The organism is Rubidibacter lacunae KORDI 51-2 (assembly GCF_000473895.1).
Lineage (GTDB): Bacteria > Cyanobacteriota > Cyanobacteriia > Cyanobacteriales > Rubidibacteraceae > Rubidibacter > Rubidibacter lacunae.
Genome location: NZ_ASSJ01000041.1, coordinates 51,381 through 64,753 on the forward strand (window position 1 = coordinate 51,381; position 13,373 = coordinate 64,753).

Consider the following 13,373-nt stretch of genomic DNA (forward strand, 5'->3'; position numbering starts at 1 on the left):
GTGCAGACGTGACTTATCTGGATTCAGCTTCTTTGTACTGATTGGGAGGATAAAAGTGCGAGATCGTCTTCCATAGAAAAACGTAAATTTTGACTGCCACAATACCGAATATGCGCCGGGCATGAAGTTGCGATACGAGCATACTCAGCAGTACATAGTAAGGCACCAATGGAAAACGTTTTCGGCTAGCATGCAGGGCTGCTAGCCGAAAGTACTTCTCGCCGAGCGCAAGTCGATTGGCTTGGCGCTCGATCTTTTCAATCCTACATGCCAACTCCTCTTCAGAAAACCCATCGTAACAAGTACTGTCGTCGTGACAGCGGTTTCGCATCCGCCGCTGATGCAGTTCACGAATGTAAATGTTTAGACCAAGCTGAATATAGGCTTTACGCGAAGTGATACTTGATGGATTCAAGCGATAGTGCAGTAGCGGGCGATCGAGATTAGCGACTGTCAGTCCAGCATCGATCGCTCGATAGAGAAAGTCATAATCCTGCGATGTTGGGAATTTGCGGTATCCGTTAAGTTCGTGCCAGACATGTGAACGAAAAAACCACGTTGGATGAATAGCAATGCTTCGGAAGCGGACGAGTTGCCGTGCGAGCCTCGGATCGGTCGGCATTGAAAAGAGACCGAGCGGCTGTGCTTCGCTGTCGATGTAAAGAGCCTGGGATCCAACTAAGTCGATTTTTGGATGGGCTTCGAGATACTCGTACTGAACCTGCAAGCGCTCGCGCTCGGAAATGTCGTCGCTGTCCATGCGAGCAAAATACTTGCCCCGAGCCATAGCGAAGCCGCGATTTAGTGAAAGTGCCAGTCCAAGATTGCACTGGTTCCTCGACAACCGAATGCGACGATCGCGGTCGGAAAACTTTTGTACTAATTCAGCTGTTTCTGCATCGTCTGGCGCGTCGAGCAGAACGATGAACTCGAAATCCTCCAGCGTTTGGTTGAGGATACTGGCAATCGCAGCACTCAACCACTCGTGTGGTTGCCGATACACGCTCATAACCACTGAAATGAGCGGAGAACGAATCACTGTCATGACCGACCGATCCGCTCGCGTTCTAGATCGAGTGACGTTGCTTCCATACTCATTAACATCGTGTCAGTTCCTTGCTCTACTCCAATATTCCGACACTCGTAGCACCAAATTGAAACCAACGATAGGATGTGATAGTCTTTGATAAAAATAAAGTCGTTGTGTGTCATGATTTGCATTAAATAAGCAGCGGCTGCAACTACAAAAAAGTTTCGAACCTCTGGAGCGAGCCTGCGATTTAAACGCATTGCCAGATAAATGAAGCTGAAGAAAACGAAGAGTCCGAAGACTGTAAAGAGGACGCCGATGTTTATAATTCCATTGTGTGACGTGTATTCAAATATGGTTTCGATTCCAGACCAGCTGAAAACTATTTGTTGAGCCTCCCGATGAGCATCAGTTGTAACGCCGAGCGGACTGATCGCGATCGACACCAGACCGAGTATCCAAAGCCAGATGCGAAGTCCACTATCGCTAACAGAATGGATTCGATCGAACCCTCCAAGGCGATAGAGTAGATCGTTGGGGGCATAGACTGCGATGATTCCTAGCACGGCGAGGGCCAAAAAATAGATCGATGGATTGGTTATGCGTTTTCGGCTGCCAATATATTTGAGCAAGGCATAAGATAGGAGAATAATATGAGCGGCGATAACCGATCTCGTCTGCGACAGGATTGAAACTAAAAAGTTAAACACAATTGCATATAAATAAAGCTGAGAGTATTTGGAGGATCGAGCATAGAAATACATTGCTATAATCGAAGAAGCTGTTAGTGCATAACTCAAACGAATTACTGTTATATATGGGCCGCTTACGCGAAACCTGTCAGAAATCTGTTCCTTTAACTTGACCTCTCGCTCAAGGGCTTCAGTCGCCGCTTCCTCTCCCTTGGCGACCTCGATATTTGCATAAGCGACTCTTGCACGCATATCTTGAGCCGTACTCGTTAGAGGTGTCAATGGGTGCTGAAAGAACGCTAGTGAGAAGAGTAGAACTTGTACAACTAGGACTATAGAAAACCATCTCCAATATTTGCTTAGAACGTAGAAGCCCAGGTAAGTAAACGCGATTGTTGCTACGTAGTCACCCCCAAGTAAAAAGATATCTTTAACAGAAACTTTGCCTCCCTCTAAAAGTGGAGCATCGATCATGACAGCTCTCATCCAAAATAGGAGCTGGAACAAATAGAGCGTTGTCAAAGTGGCGACGAACAACCTGAGAGCCCTGTTGTTTCTAAGATCGCGAGAAAACCTCGGCCACAACAACGCTAAAACTGCGAGCTGGAATAGGCGATCGTAGGTGATAATCCCTAAGAAACGATACCCAACCAAGGCATAGTTAAGCCCAAGGGAAATAGCGATCGCAATGATTAGGAGTAACTTGATCACGATTGTGAGATAACGTTCTGTTTAAAAAGCGAGTACTCGTGCTTGATGTAGGCTTGCAAGGAAAATCGATCGGTGATGGTTTGACGTGCTTGGCGGCTGATGCGGTCCAAAGTGTCAGTATCGTAGCTGCACTCGATCGCCTGCAGGCAGTCTCGAATGGCTTCTACACGGGTGTCGGCAATTGAGATGCCATTTACTCCATCGACGAGAACCTCGATAATACCGCATACGCTTGTCCCCAAACAGACGAGCCCGCAGGACATAGCTTCTAGCAAAGCTTTGGGCATGCCTTCAAAATGCGAAGATAGGATGAAGAAGCGATAGCGGTTGAGCACGTCCGGAAGCTTGGCATTAGGAATACGACCGCAAAAGTTGACCCGCGCGCCACACCGTTGTGCCCGTTCGCGCAGCTCGCCTTCAAGTTCGCCGCTACCATATAGGTCTAGCTCGAAGGACGTTTCGGCAACTGCCTCAATCGCAGCAGCTAGATTTTTTTGCGGGACAAACCGTCCAACGTAGACTAGTTTGCGTTCCTGTTTGGGAACGGCTTGCGGGGCAAATGCATCCGTATCGATGTAGGTAGGAATAACGCTGACGCGATCGCCATCCAAGCCGTATCGTTGTAGGACGTAGTCGCGATCGTGTTGGCTGGAAACCGTTGCATGGGAGAACGCACTATAACCGATACGCTCGATTGCACCATAAAGCTTCCGAGTCAATGGCGAGGCAGCCGTCGTGTTGAAGCGTGTCAGCGTAAACCCAGTTCGCAAGAGCAAGGGTTTGCGCCAGATTTGGTGCGCTAGCTGCGCCGTCCAAGCGCCCATCATCTGGTTGGTTTTGAAATAATCGCACGCGCGCAGGGGGCGTCGGTACAACAGTGGGGCCAATAGGCTGTGGATGAGTTTGCCCGGCTTGGTGTTGAGGATTGTTGGGACGGCCAGAACTTCAATTGCTGGATGCAGCCGTCCATCGCGCTGCAAGCGAGCGGCGAGTTTCCGATCTTCGGGACCCCCGTAGGTCAGCCAATAAATGCGGCTAAACTGACCGGTCTTCAAATGCGCTTCATAGACAGTCTTTTCTCGGTCGAAAATTCCCTGTTCGAACCAATCTGCAAGCGATACCCCAAGCGTGAAGAACATTGCCAGGATAGGTGCACTGGACTGCAAGCGATCTCGGCGCTTGGGCGGCACCAAGGGTTGTAAAGATGACGATTGCAAAGTTGTCGCCTCTCGGATCGATACCACTTTCGGCCCCCACCGATTTTAGACTATCCGGGCCGGTCTGCAACTCGAGTCCGCTTGAGGGGCAAGCCTGCATTTTGCGAGTCGCGACAGCAACTGTTGTCAGAAATGACTCTCGGCATTTCTTGCGATAAAACGAGTCTCTATAGTTTTCAGCTCAACAGACGAAACACCTGGTTTGCCGGCGTCGATCGACAAAGTGGGGTGTTCGCGGCTGCACTTGTTTTTCCGAGTGAAAAAGGCAGGTGATTCTCTTCAATGTGCTCGATGGCCGAAAAAAATTTCTCTAAGCTATGATTAGGTGTCTCCCAGACTGCGATAGGTGACCGAGCGGTCGAGGGATTCACTAAAGTGGGCCGCGTATTGAGCATTAGCCATGCTTCTCTTGCCCCCTAATCCTAAAGCTCTGGTCAAAAACAGCAACCGGTATCTGAGCTAGGCCGGTGACGGCAGTCAATGGAAAAATGGGACTTTATAATGGACTTCTGGAATCAGTTCCTGAGAGGGGGAAAGCGCAAGTAGTAAGCCATCGAACTCGATGACTCTATTTAGTCCACTAAGGAGCGACCGATGTCTTCAACGTCCTCAAATTTTAGGTTAGATTCGACTATATAAATAAACCTGGATAGGGAATAACACTAGTTTTTGAAGTCGATTTCCTTTACTCTATCCCCGAAAAACCCTTGCGACTGTTTTGCTGCTATATTTTTGCTTCCATCACTGCCATGAGAAACTGTATCGGCGCCCCTTGCGAATCCGGCCTCAACAATTGCCTCTTTTCCACAATCGAAGTCTATGGTCTTTGCATTCGGGTTTGACAACTCTTTAAATATCTGCAAAACCTATTTGTGTTTGCTCTTCTTAGCTTCCCTGCTCCATCCAAGTGATTCAGAGAGATCGAGAGCGTTCTACTCCCACGTAGTGGCTGTCTTTTACGTCGGGATATTCGCTCCCCGAACCAATATTCGTTTCCTATCCAGAGTTCAATACGGTTTTGAATTCCAATAACATGATTGGTCCGTATGGTGTTTGTCCATCGAAGATCGCTACAATGCTATTACCTAGCGAATGGCGCGATAGTAGCAGTCGTTCAGTTATAGCCGAATAACTCGAAAATTGCGCGATCGCGCTGCCGGACGCTCGCCATCATGTCGTCTGTATAGTAATCGAGATAGTCTCGGCGGGCAGTTTGGTTGATCCGCCCTTGCAGATCGACTGAGATGCCAGCCGTGGGGGCGAGCTTGGCAACCATTGCGTTAAAGTCGGACTGCAGGTGCTCGAGGCGCAGCATATAATCGATTTCCGGGCCTTCGCGGTAGCGAGCGATCGCCTCGGCACTAGGGTCGGCGCTGGCGAGACAGTCGCGCCAATTGCTGTAACAGTAATACAAGAAATTATGGGTTAAAAAACCGACACTAGGTCGCGCCAGGGAGTTCAAGGACTCAACCATCTCGCGAACGTGCGGACGGTACGGCTTGTTCCAGCGCATGACGCCGTCAACCCCGTTTTCGCAAAGCACGAGATCGCGAAAGAAATCTGCGAAGCTGTTGTCGGTCATGCGCGGGTAATCGACTGCTGGATCGGCCGACTGCGACTTCACCTTGAAGTTGTACAAAGATACGTACCAGGTCAACGGATTGCGAATCGATGCAAAGGTAAAAAACTGTTGCTCCCTCGCAGGCAACCTCCACACGGTGTACTTGTGACCCTTGAGCGCGAAATAGTTGCGGTAACCGGCGCGTTCGACGTGTTTTTTGATAGCGGTACCGGCTGTTTTAGGGATGTGCAGGTATACGAACTTCTCAGTTGCAAACAGTCCCTTGAGTCGAAAGCTCGTTGCGCGTTCGTAGGCACGTCGCACGTAAAAGTTCAGTTTCGCGTAACCGAGTTGAGTCGAACTCATGTGGCACTCCCGCGCAGATACGGTGCGTATAACGTCTTGTAGTACAGCTCGCTCACGCGCGACCAGTCGTAGGCGCTGATGTCGTTGAGCGCGCGATCTCGACACGCCGACCGCAGCTCGACATCTTCGATCAGCATGGCGGCACAGTCGCTCAATCCGGCCGCATCCTCGATTTGCACGATCGTGCCGTTGCAACGGTGCTGTATTAAGTCGGCTGCCATTCCCACTTGCGTCGACACAAGCGGCACCCCCGTTGCCCAACATTCCAATAGCGCTTTGGGACCGCCCTCGTCGCGCGAGGCGATGATGTACAGATCCAAAGCGCGGTAGTAATCGACGATGTCAAGGTAATTCTGCAGATACGAGTGCGTATAAGGGACGCCGATCGCCTCTAAACCTTGCTTGACATAACCGCGTGCGGGACCAGTCAGCAAAACGTGAAGGTTGGAATAGCGCTCGTGCAGCCGAGCGATCGCATCGAGGAAAACGTCCGGTCCCTTTTCGAGTTTGGGTTCGCGTCCCTCCCCCCAGCCCTTGCCGTCCTTCTGAAAGGAACCGATGCAGATTGCCGATGGCGGAATGCCTAGGCGATCGCGCACGCTCTTACGCTGGGCATCTGTGGGCGGTGAAAAGGTTTCGAGATCGATACTGAGCGGAATGGTTGCGATCTGTGCGGGAGCGATGCCCGCATCAACCAAAACTTGTTGGGAAATTTTGCAACTGACGACGATACCTCTGAGGTGACGCGAGGCTTTCACCAACTGCTCTAGGAGTTCCATGAGGTTGGCTTGCCCGAACTTGGGATTACCGTGGAACCAGGTTAAAAAAACGGTATTGGAGGGATGGATGCGCTTGTATAGTGCGTCGTGCAAATACACATAGCGGTTGCAGAAATGCAAGATCCGGTTGCGAATCAAATGGCGCTCGAGCGCTAAAAGGTACCAGCAGTTGCCGAGCTTGCCCCACCGTGTATGTCCGATATTCTGCGGGCGAGCAGTCAGTTTTTGTGCCCGCAGACCGCGAACGATATAACGCGTTTCCCAATTCAGTACCCAGTTTCCGCGACCGCCGCCGATATAGTCGATGGTGGTTGCTGTTGCCGTTGGGGAACCGACTGCACCTGCCACGTCCTGCTTCGATTTCGTCATGACCTACCATCTTCCGGCTCATCCAAACTGGGCTGCTGGAGGTCGGACGAGCCTCCGTCCAAGATTACACTACCTTGCAGCGAAACCGTGGAGCGGCTGGCTGCCATAGTTCCCCCGCCCCGCCTCCGCGCGCTATCGACTGCCGCACGGACGCCATCGGTATCCTGCCGGCAGCGGTCGAGGGATTTCTCAGGCAAGTATACATTACAGGTGTTTGAACTTAACGGTGGGACTCGGCTGCCACGCGGTCGGTAGATGCTCTCAGCTTTGCAGGACTGGCAATTGCCGCACCCGGGCACCTGCAGGTGCGGGGCACGGAACGTCGCGAGCTCGGGTGGCGGCGATCGCGGCACTGCGGTATATAAGCCAGCCCTATAGGTTTGCGCAATATCGGTATAAATCCGGATTGGCGAGGACGTAAGGGCATCCTGTTTAAAGATCGGATTCGACAGTCCCGAATCGGGTGTGGAGCAGAATCTTGGGGTGTTGAAACTGAGGACAGGTTCACCTCGGGCGGCGATGACTGCGTGCTTGACCAAAATGAATGGAGAATGCTAGCGTTTCAGTCGTGCAATGCCTTGCTGGTATACGCCAGAGCTAAGCTTAGGTATTATCGATGCTCTAAAGCGTTTGGCTTCAGCTCCAGAGTAGCGATCGTTTGTCACAACAAAAATTCTAGGAAGTCATAACGATGCCAGGTAAGGTTCAGGAGTTTGCCAGTCGGTTTGCCGAGTTTGCCGATCGCTTGGCAAGCCAACGCTTTTATAACTATCCTTTTGGAGTCTCGCCGCGAGCAGAGGCCAGCACCTACCGGGAAATCTGGCTTGCGGCTAAGCAGAATAACTGCCCCGCGATCGATCGACTTGAAGCCAGCCAGGGGTACTCCATCGACAAAGACTGGATGGATGAGCTGGCGTTGTTGACCCAAGTTGTCATCAAAAAATCAGATATTTGCTATCAGCACGGTCGCATCCTTTATGCAGTGCTCTCGTCCTATGTTGCTGCCAGTCAATACGACAGCGTCAACATTGTCGAAACGGGGACCGCAAGAGGCTACTCTAGCTTGTGCATGGCAAAAGCACTGCACGATGCCGGACAGCCGGGCAAAATTTTTACCTTCGATATTCTTCCCCATGACGTCGAAATGTACTGGAATTGCATTGCCGACGATAAAGGGTCGATGTCTCGAGCTGAATTGCTGAAAGCTTACGAGCAGCTCGTAAACAACTACATTGTTTTTATCCAGGGCGATACGCAGATGCAGCTTAGAAAGGTATTCGTCCCGAGAGTTCATCTTGCTTACTTCGATGGAACGCACACCTACGAGTATGTCTTGAGCGAGTTCGGGCACATTGTTGACAAACAGAAATCGGGAGATATTGCCGTTTTTGACGATTACACACCGGAACTTTTTCCAGGCGTCGTGAAAGCAGTGGATGAAATCTGTGCGACCCAGGGATACTCAAAAGAAGTCCTGACTGTCAGCGAGCAACGCGGGTACGCGATCGCTCGCAAAAAGTAGGGTTAGAAAGAATTCCGATGCGATCGCGCCGACGGGTTAAACTATCGACGCGATCGCATTCTTAGCGCCAGTCGTCCCAATCTTCGTTGAAGATCGATGTGTCCGGAAAAGCAATGGGGTTACCGTTGCTTTGCAAGCGATAGCGCAGCTGTTGCACGGGTGCATCGCGGCCGAACCCATCTGAGTCCATAATTTCGTAAGGTAAGATACCTGTTTCTAACGCAAACGCCGCTGTTGTGCCGACCGCTGCACCGGAGGACCACTCAAAGGAATGCACGCGGTAGGCCGCCGCTGCAATATGGCTGGTCGCAATGCTTTTGCCCGCCACAAGGAGGTTATCGATTTCCTGGGGAATCGTCGCGCGCAGCGGTATTTGAAACGGATAGGCTTGCCCGGCTCCCTGGCGTTCGCCTTCGCGTTCGGTGTTGCCCGGCTTTTCTGGCGGGCTTTCGGTCATGCAGGGGTGAAAGTCGATCGCGTAATGACCGATGCCAACGGAGTCGGCATAGATGCGCGATCGCGTTCGTTTCGCGGCATCTTCTGGGGCCATCTCGCCGCTAAGGATGGCGAGCAAGTTTCGCCCGGACAGCTCGGTTTGCAAGCGGCGGTACATCTCTGGAGGCAGTGTCTGACGGTAGTACTCGTCGTCGTAGCCCTGGCGCGAGAGGTCCACTTCCCAGATTGTGAAGCCGTTGGGGTAGGCGGGCGCAGGCCGCCCGATAATCCGTCGCCCTTCGCGGATGTAGGGATATTTTGAGAGTCCGTGGGCCGTGCCCATCGGCGCGTCGAAGCCGGCGACAAAGCGGTAGTTCGGGTGCAGTTGCTTGACCCCTTCACCGAGCTGCGAGTCCGTCGTGCCTGCTACCAGCCAATAGAAGTAGGCGAACGCGTGTTCTTCGCCACGCTGCAGGGTTGCGGTGCGCAGGCCGCCCAGCCAGCCGCCCGGCGCTAGTTGCCCGTCTGCTCGCAGCTGCTCGCGGGTGTAAATCAAGTTGTCCTCGGCCCGGCCCGGCCGGTAATCGTTCCCCCAAGTCCAGTTCTGCATGGAGATATCGCCGGGAGTTGGCTCGCTGAAGCCGATTCCCCCGAAAGTCGCTTCGGGGCCGTCCTCGGGGCTCCAAATGCGCCGGTAAGTAAAGACAAGATCGAAGTTAGCGAGGCGCTCGAGTTCGTAGCTGAAGTATGGGGCGTATTGAGTGTAGAAATCCGGGATGTCGTGAATTTGCGGCTCCTCGGTGGCTTCCATCGCGAAGGTGTAGGTAAAACCTTGGGTGCAGTACGGATCGTTCTCGGTACTTGCAGACGAGGGTTCGAGGTGGCTAAGCGCGTCAATACCCAAGCGGTAGGGGATATCGGCCAAGCCGATCAGCTCTCCAGTCTCCGTTGCTTCGATGACGATCCAATCTCGCGGCGCTGCTCCAGCAGGCGGGATAAACTGCACGACGGTCTTCGTCAGGCGATCGCTATCTTCGTAGCGATAGGCATCTTCGATAATCTGGGACAGCGGCTCGCTGTTGAGCGGTGGGGTCCCCGGTGCGGGTGCGTGCTGGATCGCCGTGACGCTAGCGATGAGGCTGCCACCGGCGGTCGGGGCATCGGGGTTGGTGACGAGGTCGATTTCCTTGGCCACCGTGGACGGGAACCACCGTAAGGTGCCGTCGCCGCGATCTTCGGCATCGCGCAGCTGCTCTAGCAGAATTGCATGGGCGTCTGCAGGGATAAAGCAGGATGCGCTCACCCAGCAGTCACCAGGGTTGAGTTCGCCGTATTCGTCTTCGATGCGATCGCGAAAGTCCAGGTAGCCGCGGGGAAAGAACAGGCGCGACCTCTGAGTCGCCCGTTCGTCTAAGGCTGATGTGCCTTGGGAGGAAATCTGTCCGCCCACCCAATCAGTAATCTCGGTCAAGCAAACCTCGCGTCCGGCCAGCAGGGCTTCGTAAGCTGCTGCCGCGCCGGCCAAACCACCGCCGACGATCAAGATGTCGCACTCGATGGTTTGCGTGGAGGCGGTTACGGCGAGGGTGCGGGGTTGTTGTCCCGACAGGGCGGCGATCGCGAGGGTTAGGGAGATCGCGGCCCGTTGCCGAACGGTACAGAACAATCCAGGCATAGTAAGTTGTGTTGCAGTGCGTGTGAAGAGAGCGGCGATCGCCATTCGGAAATAGCGCGATCGTCCGCCTGTTTTGATAGCAAATGTTGTGATTTGGTTTCGACTTCAGCCGACAGCGCGAGTTGACCCGGGTGCCAAACCGATGGTGCCACATGCTCGAGGCGGTCGTTGCCAGCATGGGCAGCAAGGCGCACATTTTCCTTGCCCAGATGCCGCCACAGCTTCCATAGCTGGGGGTGGTTTTCCCGGTGAAGACCACAAAGCCTCTCAAGAAAGTCCGATAGAAACCTGTCCGGGGTTTTCACCCAATTCCCGACCGCTCCATGTCTTGCAGAGGCTGTTTAAAAAGGGTCCAGCTGGGCATAAGACTCCCCCTGAGCTACCCGTTGAAAAGCGCGATCGTCAGGTTCACTCGTCGTGAGACATGTGCCTAATGTCGCGCAACTCGATTTTTCAAACAGCCTCTCAGCTGTTCGTCTCAGATTCCTTGTGGGTGCCAAGAGATGGGTTAACTGAGAGCACTATCGCAACCACACTTGCAAGCACAGACTTTTCGACTTGGTGCTACGCTTCAAAAAGTCTGTCGATTTGAAAACTCATGAAAAAAATTCTTTTTCTTAGCCTTGTCACTCTGCTCACTTGCACCTCTGCCTCCCAAAAAGTGGTGGCTGATGAGAGGTGGTCGACGGAAGAATACGACGTCGTTTATCAAGAAGACCGGAATAGAACGGCTATTTGGACTTACGGAAGCGTCGGCACGATCTTTATCGACGGTTTGGCAGGAGTGTATACCGACCGAGGCTCCTACACCGGCTATTGGGTGCAAGAAACTTCTTCGTTGCGGTGCGATACCTATAGAGAAGGAGCAGATGGCAAGCCAACGTATCACTGGGGAAGATTTGAGATTGCCTTCATCGACCCAGACTTTCCTTCGCGTTGGCAAGCCAATATTGGACTCTGCGATCGCGAACCCACCATCCGCTTGAACGGTGTGCCCATGACACCTTAAACCGAGAGTTTTGCCAAGCATTCGGCCGCGGTAAATCGACCGAATATTGGCACCAAAAGGTTTCACCAGCGATCGCGCAACCCTCGATCTTGCAGGTGCTGGCGCAGTTCGGTCATCTGTTCGGGGGCGAGCGCGTCGGGCGGCGACAAGTCCGGACGCTCGATCAGCCAACCAGCGGTTGCGCCGGCCGCCGCACCGATACTCCACTCGCCATAGTGGGTGCGAGTAGCACCGTTGGCAATATGCGAGACGGCAATGTTCTTCCCACCGATCAGCAAGTTATCGACGCCTTGCGGAATGAGGCTTTCTAAGGGAATTGCGATTGGTCGGACGACGGTCTCGATCGCAGGCGCGCTACTAGCCTCTCCGGAAGGCGCACCGTTTCGGTAAAGACAACCGTGGATGTCGATGGCGTAATGGGTTACGGCAACGGTGGTGGGCGAGAAGTCTCGGCCGCCGGGCTGGTCGCGACGCAGGTCGGCTTCGCGGATTTGGAACTCGGACTGCCCGTAGGCCGCTCGCCCGAGGATGCGCCGCCCCTCGCGAATGTAGGGCTCTACGCTCAAGCCCGATTGAGTACCTAACAAAGACCCCGCGCCGGCTTCGTAAGCAAGCGGTCGGTCCGGTTGCGCGTGGGTCTCGAGCAGCCAGTGTGCGAAAGCAAAGGCTCGCTGTTCTCCGTGACGCAAGGCGTCGACGGACATGCCGCCGAACCAATTTTGCTGTTGTCCGGCCGCCGCGATCGCCTCGGCATCGAGCAGCAAGGGTGGGTCCATTGCTCCCCAATCGTTCCCGCCATTCCAATTGACGAGGGTGCGATCGCCGCGGGCAGGCATGCCGGTATTGGGGTCGTTGCGCGTCACGCTGAAACCGCGTCGGTAGTGGAAGAAACTACGTCCTGCAAAAAACGGATAGCCGTGCAGTTTAAAGCTGCGGCGGTGTTCGTCCGCCGAAAATGCCAGGGGTTCGTGCGCCAAGGCATCGCGACTGCGACCGCCGTCGTCGCGGATAGCCAACGCAAACGGATAGGTGAATGCCTGCGTACAGGCAGGGTTGTCGCGATCGCTAGCATGTACTTCACCCGTCGTCGCAACGGATTCCGAGCCGAGGCGGTACGGAATGTCCGCCCAGCCGACGAATTCGCCCGTATCGGTCGCGTCGATGACGAGCATACGCTCCCCCGGCGGCGGTTGCAGGTAAAGCGGGATCTTCTCAAACGTGTCGTCACTCGTCCAGGCGTACCACGCGTACAGCTCTTGCGAGAGGCGGCCGCTGGGTATGCGGTCCGGGTTGCTTGGCACGCGACGCACGGCATAGATGGCAGCGATCTCGCGACCCGCCGCATCGAACTCGGCACCTTTGAATGCGATGCGCGCCCCCCAGCGGCTGTTAGGCGATCGCGTCGCAGCATCCTCCAGCACGGAAATTGCTGCCGCCGCTCCTGCCTCTGGCGGGAAGCACAGGTCGCCCACCCAGCAGCTGTTGACATCGGCAACGCGGGTGGAGTCGGGCAAGGTCACATCCGACGGCACGCGCACGGGCCGACGCGCGATCGCGTCCTTAAACGCTTGCCAGCTCTGGGAGAAATTCTGGAGTGCCCGCATTGTCAGGGATTCGTCGATCGCGGCCACGCCCTGGGAGCTAATTTGTCCGCCAAACCAGGGCGATCGCTCGATCGTGCAAGTTTGAGCACCCGAGTGCATGGCATGGGTCGCTGCAGCCACGCCCCCAAGCGACCCGCCGATGACCACAACTTGGCATTCCCACACTTCCTCGGCAACCGGGAGTGGCTCGAGGCGCGGTCGCCCGTTGGGAAGCACGCGCGGACGCTCTGGTGCAGTATCCCGTGCAGTCTCCTCTGAGGCGATCGCATCAGGCTCGGGCAATTCGTCGGTGGAACTCATCGGGACGGTCCTACAGCCAACGGCAAAGCCGACCGCAAACGCCCAAATGGCAAATACCGCGAACGGGGGGCGAATCGCTGGCTGGTTTGGGAATTGCATGGTT

General features: G+C 54.3%; 11 protein-coding genes. 2 read left to right on the plus strand and 9 right to left on the minus strand.

Features of this window, described 5'->3' with window-relative positions; all coding sequences use genetic code 11:
* Positions 1 to 13 precede the first annotated feature (13 nt).
* The 7 genes from KR51_RS07135 to KR51_RS19390 all read right to left on the minus strand — a co-directional run bounded on the left by KR51_RS07135 (position 14) and on the right by KR51_RS19390 (position 7,264).
* Positions 14 to 1,045 (minus strand): glycosyltransferase, encoded by a 1,032-nt coding sequence (locus KR51_RS07135; RefSeq protein ID WP_022606308.1) that lies wholly within the window; start codon positions 1,043 to 1,045, stop codon positions 14 to 16.
* A complete protein-coding gene (locus KR51_RS07140) occupies positions 1,042 to 2,196 on the minus strand; it encodes an O-antigen ligase family protein (RefSeq protein WP_156915011.1) in 1,155 nt (384 codons plus the stop codon). Before KR51_RS07140 ends, KR51_RS07135 begins: the two co-directional genes overlap by 4 nt.
* A gap of 233 nt (positions 2,197 to 2,429) precedes the next feature.
* On the minus strand, positions 2,430 to 3,650 hold the full coding sequence (locus tag KR51_RS17395; RefSeq protein ID WP_156915012.1) for a glycosyltransferase family 4 protein: 1,221 nt from the start codon (positions 3,648 to 3,650) through the stop codon (positions 2,430 to 2,432).
* 662 nt (positions 3,651 to 4,312) lie between these two features.
* Positions 4,313 to 4,513, minus strand: a complete 201-nt coding sequence (locus KR51_RS20160; RefSeq protein ID WP_040655489.1) for a hypothetical protein — start codon at positions 4,511 to 4,513, stop codon at positions 4,313 to 4,315.
* 251 nt (positions 4,514 to 4,764) lie between these two features.
* Positions 4,765 to 5,577, minus strand: a complete 813-nt coding sequence (locus KR51_RS07155; protein WP_022606318.1) for a sulfotransferase family 2 domain-containing protein — start codon at positions 5,575 to 5,577, stop codon at positions 4,765 to 4,767.
* Positions 5,574 to 6,725 carry a glycosyltransferase family 4 protein gene (locus KR51_RS17400; RefSeq protein ID WP_022606320.1) on the minus strand — a complete coding sequence of 384 codons (1,152 nt, stop codon included), beginning with the start codon at positions 6,723 to 6,725 and terminating at the stop codon, positions 5,574 to 5,576. Before KR51_RS17400 ends, KR51_RS07155 begins: the two co-directional genes overlap by 4 nt.
* Positions 6,722 to 7,264 (minus strand): hypothetical protein, encoded by a 543-nt coding sequence (locus tag KR51_RS19390; RefSeq protein ID WP_156915013.1) that lies wholly within the window; start codon positions 7,262 to 7,264, stop codon positions 6,722 to 6,724. Before KR51_RS19390 ends, KR51_RS17400 begins: the two co-directional genes overlap by 4 nt.
* A 152-nt stretch (positions 7,265 to 7,416) precedes the next feature.
* Here KR51_RS19390 and KR51_RS07165 point away from each other — a divergent pair, with 152 nt between their 5' ends.
* Positions 7,417 to 8,247: a class I SAM-dependent methyltransferase gene (locus tag KR51_RS07165; RefSeq protein ID WP_022606322.1), complete on the plus strand. Its 831-nt coding sequence runs from the start codon at positions 7,417 to 7,419 to the stop codon at positions 8,245 to 8,247.
* Positions 8,248 to 8,308: 61 nt separating this feature from the next.
* Here KR51_RS07165 and KR51_RS07170 read toward each other — a convergent pair whose 3' ends face one another.
* Positions 8,309 to 10,357 carry an FAD-dependent oxidoreductase gene (locus tag KR51_RS07170; RefSeq protein WP_022606324.1) on the minus strand — a complete coding sequence of 683 codons (2,049 nt, stop codon included), beginning with the start codon at positions 10,355 to 10,357 and terminating at the stop codon, positions 8,309 to 8,311.
* Positions 10,358 to 10,955: 598 nt separating this feature from the next.
* Between KR51_RS07170 and KR51_RS07175 the strand changes: the two genes are divergently transcribed.
* Complete coding sequence (locus KR51_RS07175) at positions 10,956 to 11,366, plus strand: hypothetical protein (protein ID WP_022606325.1); 411 nt, start codon at positions 10,956 to 10,958, stop codon at positions 11,364 to 11,366.
* A gap of 62 nt (positions 11,367 to 11,428) precedes the next feature.
* Here the strand turns inward: KR51_RS07175 and KR51_RS07180 are convergent, their stop codons facing one another.
* The gene (locus KR51_RS07180; RefSeq protein WP_022606326.1) at positions 11,429 to 13,369 is read right to left on the minus strand and encodes an FAD-dependent oxidoreductase; all 1,941 of its coding nucleotides are present in this window, start codon (positions 13,367 to 13,369) and stop codon (positions 11,429 to 11,431) included.
* Positions 13,370 to 13,373: the final 4 nt, after the last annotated feature.